Genomic DNA, 20,688 nt, shown 5'->3' on the forward strand with positions numbered 1-20,688 from the left:
GCCGTATTTATTTGATATAGGATTTATAGTCATCATAATTCATTTTCTGTTCTTGTCCGCTAAGAATTAAAAGTTTGTGGCTAATATCAGCCTCACGATCTGCATGGATGCGTTTAAGCAGATCGTAACTCATTCGAAGGAAGTAATAGCCTTCATTGGTGTTGTCTTTCTCATGAAATACAATGCCGAGAAGACGATATAGTTTTGCACGGAGCATGCCTTCATCTCGTTGATCCAGCAGTTGAAGAGCTTCCTTGATGGCTGTTTCAGCCAGTAAAGGTTGCCGTTCTTCGAGATAGATTTTGCTGATTTCCTCTAATATAGAAGCCTTCTTGTGAGGCAGATTGCGTTTGTCGTAGATATCGGCGCATTCTGACAGCAAGGGAAGGGCTTCTTTTTTTTGTCCCATATGAAGTTGAATGACAGCCAGATTGTGAAGAGCAAGTACATAGGATTTACTATTTGCCTGTTTATATGAATCTACCGATTTCTTGGTCCAGTCATAACTTAAGAGCAAGTGTCCGTCCTGTTCGGACATATAATAGGCCTTGCCCAAACCCAACGTAATTTCGCCATATAACTCCGGTTGCCCGATCATTTGGGCTTCTTTTTCGGCTTTGAGATAATAATCCAGTCCCTTATCCACGTTACCGAGCCGCAAATGGGTTGTTCCGAGAAAGGTTAACGAACGGATATGTTTATCTTGCAGATGTTTGAGTTTGCTGCTGTACGTATAAGACTGTTCGTAGTATTTTCGGGCAGCGTGAAACAGTTCTGCATGAAATGCAGCTCTTCCCATTTCCAGGTAATAGTCGACAATGCGCTCCCGGTCTCCTGTTCGGGTGACTGTAAAAGCCGCAGTTTCCCCATCATCCAGAGCTTGGCGGTAATCGCCAAGCCTATTGTGGCTTCGCATGATGAGCAGATAGGCTTCCGTTTGATCCAGTGAGTCTTCCGTCAGAGTCAGAACTTTGTGAGCCATACGGATACAGGCAGGATCATTCTGCTCAGCATAGTAGGCTTTGGCTTTGTCCAGGACAGCTTCACCAATATCGGTGTCCGTTGTTGCACTTCCTCCCAAGAAGTACTCCATTGGTGTATTGAGTCTGCGAGCAATGATTTTCAACATACGCTGAGAGGGAACGGCTCTGCCTTTTTCGATGAGGCTGATGTATGAGCGTGTCATATCCTCACCTGCCAGTTGTTTCTGAGACAGTCCAAGTTGTTCCCGGATTTCCCGAATTTTGGGTCCGATCATGATCATTCACCGTCCCTTGAATTAGTTTGTAATTACGTTGTGAAATGTGAGTTGTATATTGAATGCTGGGATTTGGTATGAGCAAGGGGTAAGGCGTGCGAGAAATCCATTTACCTCCTTTTACAGTTTAAATCCAAATTGGGAGATTATAGAATGATAGTATCCAAGACGAAAGGAGGAATAAATCAATGATCATTAAAGCGACTCCCATTACATTGGAACAATTGAAGAACAAAGAGTTGGAAGCAGTACAATCGGAAGTGAACGTGCTGGGCGAAACGCGTGAAGTTAGTGCTCGTGCAGTCTCTGCTCGTGCAGTCTCTGCCCGTGCAGTAGCAGCTCGCGCAGTATCGGCTCGCGCAGTAGCAGCTCGTGCGGTATCTGCTCGTGCAGTAGCGGCTCGTGCATAATCCCTTGTATCTACTCTATGGCATTATGGTTAGTCCAATAGATGAGAGCTTCGGATGAAGCTCTCTCCCTATATTGAGAGTGCTCCGTATGATGGGTATAACGAGGTGTCCTAAACCGATGCATATCAAGCAAATATGGTCATACATTCCCAAGTTCTTCGTTCCTGTCCGGGAGTTAAACGAACATCTGGGACTCAAACAAGCCCAGACCAAAGTGTTGGAGAAAATTCACGGTCTGAAACAGGTTCCGCAAGACAAAGACGGTGATCTGACTAAGCTGTTAGGACGTGTACTCGCCCAGGTGGTAAACAGTCCGACAGTTGTTCCATCTTCTATTAAGTATATCATTTATTGCCACACAATTCAGGAAAATTTCCCCTTTCCAATGAAGGTATTGCAAGGTCTGAAGCAGGCTTACGGTATGCATCATGCCATTGCGTTTTCACTGACACAGCAGAACTGTGCCTCCGGTCTGATTGCGCTAGATGTTGCTGCAACATTGCTGCCCTCTTTGGAAGAGGATGATCATATTTTAATCGTAACAGGTGAAAAAACATTCAGTCCCATTGTACAGCTCATCCCCAATACAACCGTTATGGGCGAAGCTGCGGCCGCCATACTGCTTGGTAAATCCGGCCCGGGAAGCAGGATGATGGGGCTTACGAACGTAACCCTTGGACAATTCTGCAACGTGCTGACAGGTGATCCCGAGACGCTCAAGGAATTTCAGGAAATCTATACACCCCAGCTCTGTGATGTCATTCACGAGGCAATCGATGGGGCGGGCCTGACGTTGGAGGATATCCGTTATATTGTCCCGCACAATGTGAATCTGTCTTCATGGAAAAAGGTTGCTGCACGATTGTCCTATCCATTGGAGCGGGTGTACACATCCAATGTGGGCGAAATCGGGCATTGCTTCTGTTCCGATCCCTATATCAATCTGAAAGAGATTTCAGATCAGGGGCTTTTGCAGAAGGACGACTACTATTTGCTTGTCACGGTTGGGCTGGGAGCAACATTCAGCGTGGCGGTGATGCAGTTCGCAGAAGAACGAGGTGATGAGATTGACCACACTGTTGACCGGATTTTCGAGAAAGCTGAAGCAGGCGCTTACAGGTCATGATGAAGCTGTTTTTATTTATATAAACAATTTTGAAGTCGAAGAATACTGGAATGAGCAGGGGGTACTGAAGTTGCCTTCCCTGAGTGTTGGTTCGGCTGCTGACGTTGTAAACCGGATGGAGGAGCTGGGGATTTTCCTGGCAGGTGAACAGGATGTCGTATTGCTCAAGGAACTGCCGGATTCCGGGTTTATAGCAGATGCACAGGCCATCGGTTTTGGTCGATCACGTTTAATTGCTACTGAATATAATGAACCGGGATTGAATATTACAGCTAACATCCTGCATTGTCAGCGTACGCTGGACAGGCTGCGTGAACTGGCAGATAGACAGGATATACAGGCTTATCTGGTTCCCTTCGGAGCCTCGGATCAGGAAGAAGAACTATCCCAACGCACAGGTATTCCCCTTGCGGTACCACCGGCTGACATTTTCCGCAAAGTCAATGATAAGGGCTACTCCCGAAGGCTTAATGCCGAACTGGGTATCCGCCAGATTCCTGGCTGTGAGTGTTACTCACTGGAGGAACTTACGTCCGGATTTGAACGTATGAAATCCGTGTTGGAACAGGGCGGGCGCATTGTCATGAAGGATTCGATGGGCGTCTCGGGCAAGGGAATCACCGTTATTGCAGATGAAGCCCGTTTCCACAAATGCATGAAATTACTGGAGAAACAGGCAAGCAAGAATGGGACAAGAGCTGTGAATTATGTGCTGGAGCAGTGGATGAACAAAACATGTGATCTGAATTACCAGATTTTAGTTTATAAAAGTGGAGAAATCGAATTTCTTGGTGTAAAGGAATCCTTGGTTGAACAGGGTGTTCATCAGGGGCATCTCATGCCACCACGTCTCAGCGTTGCGCAGATTGAGGTGATTCGGGATGCGGCATTGCAGATTGGGGCTGCGCTCCATCGGGACGGATATTACGGTGTAGCCGGTATCGATGCCATTCTGGATGAGGACGGAAGTGTGTGGCCTAATCTGGAGATCAATGCAAGGTTTAACATGTCGACGTATCAGACTGAGATCCAGAACCAGTGGATTCCTGAGGGGATGTTAGCTTTGGCCAAAAAATATACACTTCGTTTGAATCACCGCCTGGATTATGAAAAGTTAAGGTCAACACTTGGTCCTCTGTTATTTGATCCGCTGAAGGGCGAGGGCATACTTATCAACAATTTTGCAACGGTCAATGCGGCCTTCAAAGGTGAAGATCGTGTGTTCTCTGGTCGTCTCTATGGTGTCATTATTGCTCATTCGGCTGAGCAGCTACGGGCGACGGATGCTGCGGTTGAAGCCAAGTTATCATTCATAAACGAGGTGAAGTAGATGTCTGGAGATTATCAGATTCAAGGGCTTGCGATTTCGACCATCGCTGCACGATTCGGTACACCATTATACGTCTATGACGCTGAGGTATTAGAGCGAGTATATGAAGAACTTCGCAGCCTGCTGACTCCAAAGGTGGAATTGTTCTACTCATTAAAGGCTAATCCCAATATTTCAATTGTTCACCTGCTTCAGGGGCTTGGAGCCCAGGCAGAGGTCTGTTCCATGGCCGAATTACATACCGCACTACAGGCGGGTACAAATCCGGAGCGTATAATCTTCCTCGGACCAGGCAAGACCGACGCGGAGATAACCGCATGCATTCGTCATGGCATTTACGCAATCGTCTGTGAATCGTTTCAGGAGCTTAACCGTATTGAAGCCATTGCAGCTGAAGAGGGACGGATTGTCCCCGTGGCACTGAGAATCAATCCTTCTTTTACCGTGAAGGGCTCACGGCTCACGATGGGTGGCAAACCACGCCAGTTTGGCATGGATGAGGATACTGTGATGCAGGGGCGACAGCAATTGGAACGATGCTCACATGTGGATATTATCGGTCTGCATGTATACATGGGGACCCGTATGCTTGACGTGGAACCTATTGTGGAGAACACACGTCACATTCTGGAGCTTGCCGAACGGCTGGAGGAGCAACTGGGTATTCGGCTGCAGATGGTAGATGTGGGCGGTGGTCTTGGAGTTCCGTATTACGAGGGAGAACAGCCGCTGTCTGTGAGTGCCCTGTCTGCACAGTTGAACCCTTTGTTCGAACAATTCAAGGAAAAGCATCCTGACATCAGACTGTTCATGGAACTGGGAAGGTATCTGGTGGGAACCAGTGGGATGCTGGTTAGCCGAGCCTTATATGTCAAGGAGTCGTATGGAGAGACGTTTGTTGTGACCGATGGTGGTACCAATTGTCATATGGCTGCGGTCGGAATCGGTTCGTATGTGAAGCGCAATTTCCCGATTGCATCTTTGTCACGTTACGGAGAATCCCCGGTTGCAGAGTTTAATATTACTGGCCCTTTGTGTACCCCGAATGATGTTATTGGCAAAAAAGTAAACCTGCCTCCCGTTGAACAAGGGGATTTAATTGGTGTATTTCATTCCGGTGCCTACGGCCCTACTGCTTCACCGACCCATTTTCTCAGTCATGGAAGTCCAGCTGAAGTGATGATTAGTGGTGGAGAAGCCCATCTGATTCGGGAAAGGGATACTCCCGAAGATCTACTGGGCAAACAGCGTTTGATCCCTGTTTCACATTCCGCAGTAACCAACAGATGAGGAGAGATGATGATCATGACAACCGCAGTATTGCTTGAAGAAATCAAAGGTGCCCTTGCCGAAGTGCTGAATATGGAAGAGAACCACGCTGTTACATGGGACACATCCTTATTTGATGAACTTCATCTGGATTCAACGTCTGTTCTGGAACTATTGATGACGTTGGAAGACCGTATTGATGGGCTGGAGATCGACCCGGATGAACTGGAGCCAGATGTATTTAACACAGTGGGTTCGCTAGCTGTATATATCGAAAAGCAACTCGTTGCTGCCTGATGGCGGCGCCTGTTACCATCCGGGACATGAAGGTCAGGCTGTTTACGGACAAGCAGCCTCCGTTCGAACATCCGGAGTTGTTAAGATTTCACAGTGATTTGTTGGCGGGGTCCCCCGTGGTACCCCGGTTTCATCTGCTGGAGGGTCGTTATAACAATGCCTATCATGATATGAGTGTACTACTGCTCGAAGAGTCGGGGTTGGATCAGATCATGGGAGACGTGGATGTTCTCCTGCTGGCCTATCATTTTCCCAATATTCGTCCAGATATCTCCATTGTCAACTATCTGATGGACCGTTATCAGGCACGGTTCCTGAGTTTTGCCGTGAACGATATGGGGTTCGGGGCACCGTTCGCGGCACTTCATATGCTCCAGCATTATCTGAACAGCGGCAATTACGATCGGGGAATGTTGCTTGTGCTTGATCAGACGTCTCTTCCCTATGAGACGGAAGGAGTGGGCGAGATTGTAGAACCCGACACGGGAGCTGTTCTGGTTCTGGATCGGTTGGCAGAAGGCGGTTCATCCCTTGTCGGTGTGGAAATACAATATGCCGAGAGTTCGATTGCCGAGACAGCAGAATTGCTGCTGGATAGGCTTTGCGTTCAGGTATCCGTTAATCTGGCTCAGATCAGTCTTCTTGTCCATCCGCTGTTGGAGCAGGAAGTGTCCGGTACCGAATGGTTTCATGCTACAGGCTGGCAAGGGAGTTACGATCCTGCTCACTGGAGCGCTGCACCATTCTTTGGTCTGAAGCAACTTCTTGAAGATCGGTGCACAGATGAATACATATGTCTGATGCACCTGGAGCCAGATGACAAGTTTATCTATGCACTTCTCATTCATGCAGGTGGATACGAAGAGCTGTAATCAGGAGGAGGGAAACGTGATGGGACTGGGTATAGTGGATATCGGTGTGTATTTGCCTGATCAGATCGAAGAGCCCGAGGTTATCCTCGAATCCTTGGGACTGGGTAAAGGAGAGCTTCAATTACTGCGCAAATATCATCGTCTGAACGGTGTTCCCGTTACCCCTCCGGGTCAGCATCTGGATCATTCTATCGTTCGCGCGATTGGACAGCTTGTTGACAGACAACCCTTGCCTGCCATTGACCTTGTGCTCTATGCCCATTCTGCACATGTACAAGCACCAGGGGATTATAAGCCCTTGCAGCGGGCTCTGAGTGAATATGGGCTTGAGCATATCCCCTTTTATAGTATTTCACAGATGAACTGTGCGTCCTCGATAGCCGCTCTTCAATGGCTTGAACGAATCTCCCGTACACAGCCTGATATTCGTAATGTTTTATTGGTGTGTGCCGATCAGTTTAATTTCATGCCACCCGACTGGAGATATATTCGAAAGTCTACGATTCTGGGTGACTCGGCTGTTGCCATGCTTCTATCCAGAAACCATGGTCAGCACGTCTTACAGGCTGCTCATGTTCTTCTGGATACGAGGTTCCATACCGGATATTATGCTGAAGTGGAAGAGATGACGTCATTTAACAAGCTGTATGTGGATCATATCATTCGAGGCATGGAAGAGCTGCTGTCAGCAGAGGGCCTGACACTTCATGATGTAGATCATATCTTTCCCCACAACGTCAATTGGACTACATGGAAGGAGTTTTCAAAGCGTACAGGCGTGGATCAAAAACAAATTTACCTGGATAATATCCCGCGGATTGGACATACCTTCTCCACGGATGCGTTCATCAATCTAAGCTCCGGGCTAGAGAATGAATGGGTGCATAAGGGGGACAGGTCCGTACTGGTCAGCATTGGGCTGGGCAGTTTTTTTGGTTTTGCGTTAATTGAGCATGGAGATTGTTGATCATGAGTCAATAGGAGGAGTGCATATGTCAGTCTTGAATTCTGATGAGGTAGGCACTGTGCCGGTTGGTGCAGAGGCCGCAGGTCGTCCGGTACCCACTGTAACAGATCTGCTGGAAGCAGCAATGTTGCGTTTGGATACACGTCCCGTGTTGTTATGCCAAGGGGGGATAATACTGGCGACACCTGAACTCGTGAAAAGTGGGCCATGGATATGTCATGCAGAGACAGGCCATATCTACGAATGGAAACAGGTACGTGCGGATCGGGTGGAAGATCGGATGTTGGAGCCTTCAGGTCTTTTACTCTACCGAATATCGGAACTTCGGAATGAAGATGTGGCATTTTTTGAAAAACAAGATGATGTAACAGGTGATATAGCTGATCTCCGAAAACGGTTGCTTTATTTCCGTACTGAACTGTGCAGCGCAGGATTGGAGCAAGTGCGTAATCATCTATCCAGTCGCAACTCAGGGGGGCAATCCACACTTCAGCATCAACTGGTCAAGGGCATGATTGCTGATGTATTGACTGTACTATATATGGCTGAGACTATTCAGTCGGATGAATTCGTATTGGAGCAATCAGGCATTTCGGAGGCTCGTACACGCACATGGGTTCATCAAGAACTGGATGAGGCCTTCCGTCAATTACAGCGTCTTGGAGGAGGGTTTGGCTATTTGCGACATGCGATCTCGGCTTACGTGTATGCAGGTCAAATGGTCAAAAATATGCTGCTCATTCCGAAGGAGGCCTTCTGATGATTACACGATCTACCATTGCTGTTTTTGAGCAGGAAATGAAACAATATGCCACGGAATTACGTGATATTGGCCTGGTCATTGACCGTGAACCTGAGCGTATAGCTGAGTTCACACATCTGGCATCTCTGCGAACCATCAATCGCATGATGATCCCGCCGGAATATGGCGGTGAACCGATCGTCACTGTAGGTCAGGAACGATATTATGGTCTTTCCTGTCTGGAAAGAGTTATCGCGATTGAGGAACTGTCAGCAGGTGATGCCGGTGTATTTCTCGGGAGCCCGGGTCCATCAATGTCCAGTGTAATCATATCAGCTCTGGCTGACTCACAACAGAAGGAGCGGTACTATTCTCATTTTCTCAAGGGACCCGCGTGGTCATTCTTCGCTCTTACTGAACCGGAAAAGGGCTCGGATGCTACGGGTATTGGCACACGAATTTCGCGGAACAAGGAAGGCGGACTGAACCTTGACGGACAGAAGTTCTACATCGGTAATGGTAGTCGTGCCAGCATCGGACTGGTATTTGCTCAGACCAATCGTACGCCTCTCGGCATCCAGATCGCGCTGGTAGACACGTCTGTGCAGGGATTCAGCGCCACACCTCTGGATACGATGGGGGTTAGAGGTGTGCAATTGAGTCACCTTACGTTGGATGGTTTTCCGCTGGCTGAGGAAGATATTATCGGGCGTCATCTCAGTCCAACCAAGCGTGGATTATGGGGCGCGCTTCAGACCTTTCATCGTATGCGGCCTGGTGTCGCTGCACTTGCGCTTGGAGTCGCACGGGCAGCATATGATTATGTGAAGGAGCAGAGGTCTGTTTTCTCGGAGAGGGAGAAGGTGGAGTTAGAGCGACTGGAGATGCGCCTGCATTCAATCCGTAGCATGATTCGCAGCGCCGCGGCGGAGATTGATGCGGATGTGCAGAAAGGGTATCTGGCTTCCCTGAGCAAAATTCGTGCTGGAGCACTGGCTGAGGAGGCCACGGAACTGGCGCTTGACCTGATGGGACCTGGTTCCATGATTGACCATCCTTTATTGAATAAATGGTATCGGGATGCGCGTGCCTTCGAATTCATGGAAGGAACTACCTCCATTCAGAAGATCAACGTTTTCCAAGCCTATGCCAATGGAAAAATGAAGCATGCCTGATACGCTAAATAATCCTCCCGCGATGTCTGTCTATGTTAATCATATCTGTTGGGTTACGGCCGAAGATCACTTGTATACCACGGACATGCTCGATGTGGAAGATTACTATTACTTATCTCCACACATATATATGGAAGAGAACTATTATGACAGGTCTACTGTGCGAACCCGCTCTTTGCGATCCGATGATCAACGGGTAACTGCCGGTGATCTTGCGCTTGTTGTCATGGAACCTTTGGCTTCTGGTACAAGTGAGCGCTGGGATCTGCTGATTCTGGCCCAGACCTATCCTGAACGTTACGCCATGAATCCACCTTTGGCCCGAATTCTGGAGTCTACCTCCTGGAAGGTGGACTATCCACTGGCACTTTCCCATATGGGACCACTCGCTGCTACGGAAGGAGTGCAGGCTGCAGCATGGACACTAGGGAGAGAGGAACGGGGAATGTTTGTTCTGGCGGAACAACGTGTGATTGAAGAGCACGATTCTCCCGGAGATCTGTCTGATATGGCTGTTGCCTTGGAGTTAAACAGACAGTCCGGTGCTCTTGCCGTGAATTATATAGGAAAGAGAACGGTTGACGATATCGAAGGGAGTGTTATGGCTTCAGAGATTATATCCATTATAGATGAGTTCATGGATGCTGGTCAGACGGAGAATATTCTTCTTCAATCCCGTTTACGTAGACACATAATCCCTTATTCGAAGCCAGGCATATCCTTGATCAAGTCAGTCTACCACGTACCTGAAACTATTGATTACCAAAGTGGCGACGTGTGGATACAGCTCGCTGAACAATTACAGAACGGAAATATAAAGGTAGATGATCGTGTTCTATTGATATCCTGGGATGGCGAACGGCTGTTATCAGCCTGTTGTGTACATGTAGTACATATGCCTGTCCTGAGTCGTCTCACACTACATCAGGAAGTGAAGACATCATGAATGGAGGAGGGGATTAAATTTGAAAGGTCTGGATTACACTTCGGGATCGGTGAACCGGCTGTTAATCCGCACTGCAATACCGATGCTGCTTGCTTCTTTGGTTAACGTAACAACGCAGCTGGTCAATGTTTTTTTTATGGGTCATACCAGTCAGACCGTGTTATATGTGCTATCACTGTATATTCCCATTTCCTTTATCATGATTGCGCTTGTGGAAGCCATGCAATTGTCGGTTCAGGTTGCTGTCTCACGGAGCAGAGCGGAGGGTTCGCGGGCTTTTACATCGCTACTTGGGCATATGCTTGGCAGCGCAGCTATTTTTTCAATTGTTGCTGGCGGTGTGGTTATGCTGGTGTCGCCACTTCTCTCCTGGTTTTATGCCGTCCCTATGGATGTAAGGCCCATGTTTACCATTTATGTGGCGGGCATGATGGCAGCAGGTGTGCCCGCTGTGCTCGCAGCGGTGGGTGGTGCCGCATTGCGTGGGTTGGGCCGGGCTCAAGCGGCAGCGTGGAATTCCGTAGGTACGGCTTCGCTCAACATTATGCTGGTGTACTGGTTCGTTTCGGTGGCTGGAATGGAATTGAAGGGAATTGTATACGCCAATCTTATTTCTTCAACACTCTCTTTGCTCATAAGCCTTCTGATTCTGATATTGAGGAAGGAATTTGTGTATGAACGGATAACATTGGTGTGGAAACATCTCATTGCACTTCAGCAGGTAGGCATTCCCGTATTTATTTCGTACTGTCTTATCTTTTTGAGTACTTTCTTTTTCAACAAAATCGTCAGTCGATTTGGGGAAGGGGTAGTTGCTGGGTTCGGAGTTGGATACCGAATTCAGACGATGGCTATACTGCCCGGAATCGTTATTGGATCGGCTATCGGGATCATGATTAATCATAATCTCAAAGAGGCTCATCGACCACGTGCATACGAGAGCTATCGCAGAGGCCTGGTACAGTCATTCATTCTTTATGCCGTAATTGCCGTATCCATCTGGGTATGGCGGGAACCGTTGACAGCTTTTCTGATTGCGGACCCCGTATCCCGTGCAGAAGCGGCCCGATATCTGGCAGTGGTTTCCCTTTCCTATCTGACCATGGGTCCTATGATGACAACGCTGCTTACCATGGAACAGAGCGGACGCGGCTATCAGGCCTTGCTTATGAATGCTGCTTATTTTCTGCTTATTATTGTTGCAGGGTGGGGGCTGACACGAATCTTTGATCATGTGGGATACTTCTATGGCGTCATTGCTTTTGTTAATGCAGCGAGTTTATTATGCATCTTACCCGTGATCAGGCTGTTCAAAAAGGACTATACAGATTCATCCGGGCATAAACCAACTGACGCGGATGAGCAGGAGGGTCTAGCTGCTCAGAGTTATTCGACCTAGATATAACCAATATCAAATAAAGGAGGTCTCTTTATGAAAGCTCCGGAACCTGCATACCTGGTACGCCGCATCGGCGAAACGTTGATTGCAGCCGATGAGACGTTCAGCCAGTTCTATCAGATTGAACCCGCTGAAGAATTGGAGACACGTCCGATCCCCCAGCTAGATGGCATTGACCCTCCAGATGAGCCTTATTTTTCACTGGAACCTCTCGTAGGTCAAGATTCACCGCATCTCTATATGCTGGGTATTCCCTATTCGGGAGGTTCAGGTATGGAGGGATCAAAAGTCGCGGGATTTGAGCAATCTCTTCGGGCCGAATCTTGGAAAAAGGTAATGTATCCAGCTCTGACGCAATCCCGCATATCAGGACTATATGACATTGGCAGTGGCCAGAGATTACTTGAATCAGTAATAATGCAGGATTTGGGTACTTGCCAAACAGATGATACGGATTCTTCCTACTCGAAGGGGCTTAACTCAGCTCTGGTATATACCGAAAGGGAAGAGGCGCTACTGTGCTGCATTGGTGGAGATCATTCCATTACGTATTCCATCCTGAAATCCATATTGAGTCGATCCAATGCAAGAATCATACTCGTCCAGTTTGATGCCCACCATGATTGCGGGGTGGATGCTATTCATCAGAGTGAGATGCATCATGCCAATTTTGTGAGGCATCTACTGACGGAGGACGGCATCGCCGCAGTCGTGCAGATTGGTCTGCGCGGCCTTCGTTCTGTAGATCAGATGTACAAACATCCCAAATTGGTTCAGATTCCTGCAGAACAGATGACCCCGGAACGAGTGCGGACAACCCTGCTTGATATACAGCACAAGTTTCAGGCGGAGGCGGCCTATTTATCGTTTGACTTAGATTGTCTTGATCCTGGGAGTTTTCCTTATGTTGATTTTCCTATCAGTGGAGGCCCCTCATGGTTTAACACCCGAAACTGTGTGGTCGCAGCGCTGGAATCCTCCTTGCCCTACGTGGGCTTTGATATGGTGGAAGGACAGGAAGCGGAATCGGATGAATGCATTCCGGGGCAATATGAGATGGCCCTCAGAATGCTTACGTATATGATGGATGGCATGCATCGAAATTACCTGCGACATGGAAAAGTTGCTACTAGAGTTTCTCAAGCCTTGGAGGGGACACGTAGATGATGAACTTTAGATCTTTGTATGATATGTATCGTGAACAGGTCAGAGATGAACTTCATAAGGAGCGGCAGGATGGCATTCATTTGGGGTCCTTTTATGCACTGATGAACATTATCAAGGAGATGGCTCCGCTTAAGCCAAAACAGTCTGCGGAGTCCATCTGGATGGACTATCTCGCATTTCTTCGTACAATTAATGAACACAAAAAAAGCCCCTATTCGTTTATGGAGTGGGATGAGGTAGAGGGGCGGGAACATCTGCAGGCAACGTTGCGTGAAGGTGGGGCATTATTAACCTGGCATTATGGTTTTGTGAGGCACAATATGATTACGATTGGACAGGAAATACGTGCAGGCCATATGTCTGCCAAGCTTCCATTCTATCTGATCGCCGAGCAGGAAACAGTGGAACAGGAGAAGAAGCTGTCCGGTTGGGAGGCCATCCGCAAGTATGCAGGTGCGGAACTGCTCAATGCGGAGGATGAGATGATTGGTATCAGGCTGTATTCCCATTTGCGGAAAGGTGGATCATTCAGTCTTTTTGTAGATGGACAGACCGGATTCAATACGGATAACCATGCTGTTGAACTACCTTTTCTAAGTTCGAAAATTCGCACTCGAAGTGGTATTTTTCGTATTTTGGCCAAAACACAAAAGCCAGTATGTGTATACTTTATGACCCTTACAGAGGACTTTCGTTCCAAGATCGTTTTTCTGCCACCAGTTGTATTGGATCAGGATATTCAGGCTTCTGCTGATAGGATATACGAGCCATTTCGCGAGCAACTGTTAAGCCAACCAGCATTGTGGCGTTTCTGGGACAGGCATCACCAGCAGGTCATTCACTGGCGAGATGATGAAACGTCAATTACTGATGAAGCAGTCAGCCGTGTGGACTGGATTTCCAAGCCACTTGATGGTTTTGGACAGCTCGGTCTAAACACGGACAGTGGAGCAGTCTATAACATCAGTTCGTAGATGGAAGTGAGAGGAGGGGCGAAAGATGCAGTCTTTTACTACGGAGAGGCGTAACAATCTGTCGGTGCATGTGCTGCCAACTCAACAATATGCCAATGATTACGTGCAGATTAATCTGATCAATGCACAGCAAACCATACCCTCAGCAATATTTGTCATGATCGTCCGTTTGTTAATGAACAGCTGTCGTCGCTTTCCATCGAACCGGCTACTCCAGCAACAGTTATGGTCCCTGTATGGTGCAGACCTGACCTGTCGTTTTGATTACAAAGGCGATACTCAGATTGCCTCGATCACGATGCGCATACCTCGTATAACACAAAATAAGTTAATAACTGGAACACAGATGGAAGCCATACATAGCGCTGTGCAATTACTCGCAGGCTTGTTGTATGACCCGGCGGTTGATGATCATGGCATGTTCGATGAGATGCAGGTACAGGATGAAATGGCTTGGACCGAACATCATTTCGCGCATGATGGAACAGATTGGGACAAGGTGGTGCAGAGCCGTTGTCTGGAATGGATGGGGTATGAAGGGCAGAACCGTCAATTGGCTCTGGATGAATTACGGCATTGTGTCATATCTCATGAGTTGTGTCGGCACTATCAGGCATTGATCCACATTCCGATCCATGTTCATGTTCTTGGTGATATTCATCCTGGGCGAATTATGGATCTGATCTGGGAACAATTTGAATGTGGGAACAGGGAAGTGTTCAAACGCTGTTGTTCGGAAGTAGAGGGGAGACAAGGTAATCCTGCCGAGCAGCGGGAGGCTGAAGCCATGATGATGGAACTGTTGGACATCCAACAGTGCAAGATCAATGTTACTTATAGTACAGGTATTCGATATGGCTCTGCTTTATATCCGGCTTTGTTTGTATTCCATACCTTATTTGGAGCGACACCCGCGTCCCGGTTGCAGGTTGAATTACGTGAACGTTCCCAGTTGGTATATCAAGTTACCAGCACATTGGATGATTTTCGGGAAACGCTTCACATTACAACGGGCACCAGCAGTGCTAACGTGACGGCTGTTCTCGAAGGAATCGATATGGAATGGAAGAGAATCTGTGACGGAGATGTATCCGAGAGGGAGTTATATACCGCTGTGCAGAATGTGATGCATTATGTTCAGGTCGGATTCGATCTGCCACATCAGGTCATTACTAATCATATGGATCAGGTGTTGAGCGAAAGTCAGATGACGACTGTACAATTCCTTGAAGAAATAGCAGAAGTAACGCCTGAAAGGGTGGCTTCCGTTGCTACCGGGTTAAGGAAAGAAGTCACATGGATTCTGTACCCTGAGAGTGAATATTCCGCATAGTACAGGAGGGAAATCATGAGTAGTACCACATTAAATTCATGTGTCTGCAAGCGTTTATCCAACGGCCTGAACGTGAGTATACTGCCACAACCCAAATATAGTCATACATTTGTATCCTGTTCTGTACCCTATGGGTCCATTCACGATATTACGCTTGCGGGTACGGCACATTTCCTCGAACACATGATGTTTTATAATCCCGATGGTCAGTCCGTCAAATCACTTCTTCATGCCGAAGGGGCCTCAACGTCGGCGCTGACGCGTTATGATGTAACGACGTACCAACTTGCTTGTACAGGCAATCTAAGGAACAGCCTTCAACTTTTTATGAATATGATTGCAACCCCCTATTTCACGAAAGGAAACATTGAGCGTGAGCGGGCGGCGATTCATCAGGAACTGGAAATGTACAAGGATCAACCCTCCTGGCTGGCTCTTCAGCAATTGTTGCAGATGATGTATGGTAACGACCATCCAATCACACAGGATGTTGCGGGCACACCGGAGAGTATTGCCGACATTACCGTAGAATGGCTGAGCAATGCCTATACAAGTCATTATGCGGCTTCTCGAATGTCTGTGGCAGTAGTGGGACCTGTTGAACCGACGGAGATATTCGAATGGTTAGAGAACTTTTCGATGGATCAACCCAAGATCATGTCCCCTACTCCATTCATTCAGCCGTTGCAGGAACAGGACGAGACTTATAAGGAAATGAATGGTGGATCTTCGATACCTCTTGTCCGGTTTGGCTTTCAGGAAGAGAAGCCGGTTACGCAATTGGAGACTCAGGTTGCAACCATGATTGGTATCGAAGCCCTTTTAGGAGAGACTTCAACATTCTTTACAGAGAGTGTGAAGTCAGGTTTGCTCGGGAAGGGGAGTCATTGGGATCACTATTACAGGCAGGAATTTGCTTTCTCCAATGTCTGTGGGTATTCCGTTGATCCCGTTGAATTACATCAACGAGTTAAGGAAGAATGCAGTCGCATTCAGGACCGTATGCTCTCTTCCGAAGATATACACTATGCTCGGATGAAGTGGATCAGTAACCACTATGCAGATATGGATTCATTGAAAAAACGTTGCATGCACATCTCTGAATATGGCGTTATCGGGCTGGATTACATGCAAATGAGCGAATGTGCTATGAAACTGACGGATGAGGAGATCGGAATCCACCTAAGACGTATAGCGAAACCGAGTCATCTGAGGATGTCCGTTGTTCGTTGAGCAAGAAGAGTAGGGAGAGGGGGTGGCCTTGTGATACCTGCATTTACAGGATGGAAGGGATCCGCTGAGGTTCATTTTGTGGCAAATGAAGTACATATCTGGGCGCAGCCTCTTCCGCACAAGGGAGAGGTTTTTTTGTCTAGGTTGGATATAGACACCTGTGTACTGAGCGAGGATGAAATTGAACGTGTACAGAGAAAACAGAAACAATCCATGAATGATGCTCGGAAGCTGGTTATGTCGCGTACATTTCTGAGAGAAGTACTGGCAATGTACACGGGTCAATCAGCGTCAGATATTCATATTGAATATGGGGCTTCAGGCAAACCCTATGTTCAGAGCGGACCACAGTTTAACCTTTCTCATACCGAAGGATGTTGTGTACTGGCATTAGCGGCTCATACAGAGCTGGGAATTGATCTTGAGCATGTACGTCCGTTGCTGCAGATGAGCGCGGTGATCAGCCGATTTTTGACGGAAGAGGAGAAGTGTTATGTACTGGATCACAGGGAGGAAGAACAGGTAACGATCCGGCGTGTTTGGCAAGTTCTCACACAAAAAGAGGCTTGGATTAAGGCGTGTGGTCAATCTCTGTCCGGACAGTGGCGAAAACTGAATACGATGGTGATGGGAGAAGGGTTAGATGGGCATCACGTTGTGGAACGGGAAGGGCAACATTATAATTTGCAGTCTTTGAACGTAGGTCCGAATTATTCCGCCACCTTATGCACTACAGGGAAGACAAGACCACTTGTACGCTGGATGAATGTTGCTGATAATAAACAAAGCTAAGGATAATTTTAAATTATAACTCACATATCTATTGTCTAAACATTGACATTACCTATAATATGGACAAATGGTACCTTAATTTACCAATGTTAAATTCGTTGGTTCAATTCCAAGGAGGTTTGTCATGATTCAGTTCCCCAAACCGGATGTCGAGCAATATTTTCAGACGTACCGTATTTCGCATTTTGCCGTATCGGCAGACGAGAAACGTTTGTTCATGGACAGCAATCTGAACGGTCAGCCGAATATTTGGGCGATGGATTTGCCTGGAGGATACCCGTATCCTTTAACGTACTTGAATCAGAGCAGTCAATTTATCAAAGCAGACCCGCAAGGACGTCATCTGCTTACCGCGTTTGATCGGGATGGAGATGAGAACTATCATCTGTATGCACTTCCACCCGAGGGTGGTGTTCCACTGCCTGTGGTTCCGGCGGAAGCAAATGATCGCTGTTATTTCTCTGAGTTGTCCGAGGATGGACAGCGTCTCTATTATGTCACCAGCGCGGGTAATCCAAATTATCTTAATTCACGTCGCATCGATCTGGAGACAGGGGAAGATGAACTGTTATACAGTGGAGAAGAGGTTACGAGCAGCCTGGTTGCTGTAAGTCCTGACGAGAAGAGTTATGTCATTTTAAAAATGTACTCCAATACGTATCAGACGGCGCATCTGTATCGTAACAATGAAGAAATGGTGATTCTGCCAGCTTCAGAACGTTATAGTCAGGTATCTGATCTGATTTTTGCAGATGATAATCGTCTTCTGTTCATTACCAATGATGACTCCGCATACGCCTATGTGGCTGAATACCGTATTGATACCCGCGAATTCCGCTTATTGTGCAGAATCGAAGGGGAAGATGTGGAGTTCATCCGCTGGCATCAGGCTTCCGAGACCTTATATTTCTGGACACTTACAGGGCCAGAGAATCGTATGTACGTATTGGGCAAAAATGCCGATGAGCCTCGGCGCATAGAGATGCCGCTGGATACGATAGAGCAGGTGAACGTTACGAAGGCTGGCAATGTGTATATCCTCGGACGTGGAGCGATCCAACCGCATAACATTTATCGCAAAATAGCAGGTGCTGAGTCCTGGGAGCCGCTGACTGCCAATCGGGTAACCGGACTGGATCCAAGTGATCTCGTGTACCCTGACGTTATTCAGTATAACTCCTACGACGGACTGGAGATTGAAGCTCTCTTGTTCAAAGCAAAACCAGAGCAGGCCAATGGTTACACCGTATTTTGGCCTCATGGTGGGCCGCAAGCATCCGAAGCGAAGTTTTTTCGGCCGATGTTCCAGATGATGCTCGCTCAGGGCTATCATGTCTTTGCACCGAATTTCCGTGGCAGTACCGGATATGGTGCGGAATTCGTCAAGATGGTTGAGCGTGATTGGGGTGAGGGTCCAAGGCTGGACTGTGTTGCCGGGATCAACTGGTTGTTTGATCAGGGAATTACCTCGCCAGAGCGGTTGTTTGTGGTAGGTGGAAGTTACGGGGGATATATGACCCTGTTATTGGCAGGTCGCCATCCGGAGCTGTTCCGGGCTGCGGTGGATATTTTTGGGCCAAGTAACTTGTTCACATTCCTGGAATCCGTACCGGAAGACTGGAAGCCGATGATGGATAACTGGCTGGGTGATCCGGTCCGTGACCGCGAACGCTTAACGAAGGATTCACCGATTACGTATCTCGATCAGATGGTGAACCCAATGCTGGTCATTCAAGGTGCTAATGATCCAAGGGTCGTGAAGGCCGAATCCGATCAGATCGTGGCCGCGCTCCAGTCGAAGGGACTTGATGTGGAATACATCGTTTTGGATGATGAAGGTCATGGCTTCTCCAGGAAGACAAACGAGATTCTCGTGTACCGCCGGATGCTGGAGTTTTTGCAGAAACATCAGGAGAAACCGGCCTTGCACGTTTGATTGGTAGTTTATAGCTCTAATATACGTATAGTAAGTATCCGAGTCGTTAGATGTTAACGGCTCCTTTTTAATTCTTAAAAGAATAATAAGGAAACAATCGATTTTTGAGGATATCTTACCCAAACATCCCATCATTTTAGATTTCGTGTCTTATCATTTGTGCAATATGGCTGACGGGAACTTTTATTTTAAAATAAGTAAATTATTTACATTAAGAGAAGGTTTGTTTAACACTACGATGATGAAACTGTTTTATTCTATGTATATTACTTTTTATGGATAAAAAGTAATATACATAGAATAAAACGAACGGAGTGAGAAAATGAATAAATTATGGCTGGAAGATACTACTTTGCGTGAAGGTGAACAATCCCCAGGGGTTTCCTTCAATCTTGAAGAGAAAGTTCAAATTGCAAAATATCTCGATTCTGTTGGTGTTACTGCGATTGAAGTGGGAACTCCTGCAATGGGAGGACCAGAAACAGAAGCTATTTCTGCCATTCTCAATGCAGGCATTTCTGCGCGTTTGATAGGATGGAATCGTGGAAGAAAGTCTGACTTGGAAGCTTCGTTTGCATGTGGATTGAATTCTGTACATATCGGTCTCCCTGCTTCAGACCACCATTTACAAAACAAGTTTGAGAAATCTAGAGAATGGGTAGTCGAAACGATGCAAGAGTTGGTTCAGTATGCTAAAAGCCAAGGAGCATGGGTATCGGTCAGTGCAGAGGATAGTGGCAGAGCCGAAGAAGATTTTTTGGTTCATTATGCGAAGGCCGCCAAAGAGGCAGGAGCAGACCGAATGAGATGCTCAGACACCATCGGAATATTAACTCCCTTTAAGGCACATGATCTGTTTAGAAAAATTTCGATAGAGTCTGGATTGCCTATTATGGCACATATGCATAATGACTTCGGACTAGCTACTGCGAATACACTTGCTGCAGTCAAAGGCGGTGCTACCCATGTTCACTTTACAGTGAATGGTTTAGGCGAAAGGGCAGGGTTAGCTCCGATCGACGAGGTATTGTTAGGACTTATCAAACATAATCAGATTGATTTAAATGTGAATTTGTCCCTTTTAAAGGAACTCAGTGAATATGTTTCTGTTGCTTCTGGAAGACCTATTTCCAAAAATAAAGCTGTCACCGGGGATGCTATGTTTGCACATGAATCAGGCATTCACGTAGACGGTGTTCTTAAAATCCCGGAAGCGTTTGAGCCTTATCCACCGGAATTAGTCGGAGGTGAGAGGAAAATTGTAATAGGGAAACATAGTGGCAGTAATGCAATTCTTTATATCCTCCATAAACATAATGTGAATGCCCAAAGAGATGAGTTGGAGAAAGTTGTAGAACAGGTTAGATATAAAGCCGTTACTTCCAAGCAAGAAATAACAGATGAAGAAGTGATCTCAATCTATGAAGAGTACAAACAAGTCAGATTAACGTGAAGAGAGGCT

The 20,688-nt window shown here is 47.1% G+C and carries 19 protein-coding genes; 18 read left to right on the top strand and 1 reads right to left on the bottom strand.

The window, feature by feature from the left end; translation table 11 throughout:
* Positions 1-7 precede the first annotated feature (7 nt).
* On the bottom strand, positions 8-1,258 hold the full coding sequence (locus MKY66_RS02730) for a helix-turn-helix transcriptional regulator (RefSeq protein ID WP_179088573.1): 1,251 nt from the start codon (positions 1,256-1,258) through the stop codon (positions 8-10).
* Positions 1,259-1,446: 188 nt separating this feature from the next.
* On the opposite strand from MKY66_RS02730, the gene MKY66_RS02735 reads away from it, so the two are divergent.
* From MKY66_RS02735 to MKY66_RS02820, 18 genes are all read left to right on the top strand, one after another.
* Positions 1,447-1,668 (top strand): hypothetical protein, encoded by a 222-nt coding sequence (locus tag MKY66_RS02735; RefSeq protein ID WP_047840312.1) that lies wholly within the window; start codon positions 1,447-1,449, stop codon positions 1,666-1,668.
* Between the two features lie 118 nt (positions 1,669-1,786).
* Positions 1,787-2,794: a ketoacyl-ACP synthase III family protein gene (locus tag MKY66_RS02740; protein ID WP_076215672.1), complete on the top strand. Its 1,008-nt coding sequence runs from the start codon at positions 1,787-1,789 to the stop codon at positions 2,792-2,794.
* Positions 2,736-4,124, top strand: a complete 1,389-nt coding sequence (locus tag MKY66_RS02745) for an ATP-grasp domain-containing protein (protein ID WP_339806814.1) — start codon at positions 2,736-2,738, stop codon at positions 4,122-4,124. Before MKY66_RS02740 ends, MKY66_RS02745 begins: the two co-directional genes overlap by 59 nt.
* A complete protein-coding gene (lysA, locus tag MKY66_RS02750) occupies positions 4,125-5,414 on the top strand; it encodes a diaminopimelate decarboxylase (RefSeq protein ID WP_076215667.1) in 1,290 nt (429 codons plus the stop codon).
* A gap of 15 nt (positions 5,415-5,429) precedes the next feature.
* Positions 5,430-5,690, top strand: coding sequence for a phosphopantetheine-binding protein (locus MKY66_RS02755; protein ID WP_076215664.1), 261 nt, complete (start codon positions 5,430-5,432; stop codon positions 5,688-5,690).
* Complete coding sequence (locus tag MKY66_RS02760; RefSeq protein ID WP_076215662.1) at positions 5,690-6,562, top strand: hypothetical protein; 873 nt, start codon at positions 5,690-5,692, stop codon at positions 6,560-6,562. Before MKY66_RS02755 ends, MKY66_RS02760 begins: the two co-directional genes overlap by 1 nt.
* A 19-nt stretch (positions 6,563-6,581) precedes the next feature.
* On the top strand, positions 6,582-7,529 hold the full coding sequence (locus MKY66_RS02765) for a ketoacyl-ACP synthase III family protein (RefSeq protein ID WP_076215659.1): 948 nt from the start codon (positions 6,582-6,584) through the stop codon (positions 7,527-7,529).
* A gap of 25 nt (positions 7,530-7,554) precedes the next feature.
* Complete coding sequence (locus MKY66_RS02770; RefSeq protein WP_076215657.1) at positions 7,555-8,289, top strand: hypothetical protein; 735 nt, start codon at positions 7,555-7,557, stop codon at positions 8,287-8,289.
* Positions 8,289-9,446: an acyl-CoA dehydrogenase family protein gene (locus MKY66_RS02775; protein ID WP_083657329.1), complete on the top strand. Its 1,158-nt coding sequence runs from the start codon at positions 8,289-8,291 to the stop codon at positions 9,444-9,446. The genes MKY66_RS02770 and MKY66_RS02775 overlap by 1 nt, the downstream gene beginning before the upstream one ends.
* Complete coding sequence (locus tag MKY66_RS02780) at positions 9,439-10,392, top strand: hypothetical protein (RefSeq protein WP_076215652.1); 954 nt, start codon at positions 9,439-9,441, stop codon at positions 10,390-10,392. The genes MKY66_RS02775 and MKY66_RS02780 overlap by 8 nt, the downstream gene beginning before the upstream one ends.
* A 19-nt stretch (positions 10,393-10,411) precedes the next feature.
* On the top strand, positions 10,412-11,791 hold the full coding sequence (locus tag MKY66_RS02785) for an MATE family efflux transporter (protein WP_076215649.1): 1,380 nt from the start codon (positions 10,412-10,414) through the stop codon (positions 11,789-11,791).
* 33 nt (positions 11,792-11,824) lie between these two features.
* On the top strand, positions 11,825-12,958 hold the full coding sequence (locus MKY66_RS02790; RefSeq protein ID WP_076215647.1) for an arginase family protein: 1,134 nt from the start codon (positions 11,825-11,827) through the stop codon (positions 12,956-12,958).
* A complete protein-coding gene (locus MKY66_RS02795; RefSeq protein WP_076215644.1) occupies positions 12,955-13,932 on the top strand; it encodes a hypothetical protein in 978 nt (325 codons plus the stop codon). Before MKY66_RS02790 ends, MKY66_RS02795 begins: the two co-directional genes overlap by 4 nt.
* Positions 13,933-13,957: 25 nt before the next feature.
* Entirely contained in the window at positions 13,958-15,265 is a 1,308-nt protein-coding gene (locus MKY66_RS02800) for an insulinase family protein (RefSeq protein ID WP_076215642.1), read from the top strand.
* Positions 15,266-15,280: 15 nt separating this feature from the next.
* A complete protein-coding gene (locus tag MKY66_RS02805; RefSeq protein ID WP_076215639.1) occupies positions 15,281-16,498 on the top strand; it encodes a pitrilysin family protein in 1,218 nt (405 codons plus the stop codon).
* A 135-nt stretch (positions 16,499-16,633) separates the two neighbouring features.
* Positions 16,634-17,290, top strand: coding sequence for a 4'-phosphopantetheinyl transferase superfamily protein (locus MKY66_RS02810; RefSeq protein WP_143760383.1), 657 nt, complete (start codon positions 16,634-16,636; stop codon positions 17,288-17,290).
* 124 nt (positions 17,291-17,414) lie between these two features.
* The gene (locus tag MKY66_RS02815) at positions 17,415-19,226 is read left to right on the top strand and encodes a S9 family peptidase (RefSeq protein ID WP_076215634.1); all 1,812 of its coding nucleotides are present in this window, start codon (positions 17,415-17,417) and stop codon (positions 19,224-19,226) included.
* Positions 19,227-19,548: 322 nt separating this feature from the next.
* Positions 19,549-20,679, top strand: a complete 1,131-nt coding sequence (locus tag MKY66_RS02820; protein ID WP_076215632.1) for a homocitrate synthase family protein — start codon at positions 19,549-19,551, stop codon at positions 20,677-20,679.
* Positions 20,680-20,688 lie beyond the last annotated feature (9 nt).

Origin of the sequence: Paenibacillus sp. FSL R5-0766 (genome assembly GCF_037971845.1) — a bacterium.
Taxonomy (GTDB): Bacteria; Bacillota; Bacilli; order Paenibacillales; family Paenibacillaceae; genus Paenibacillus.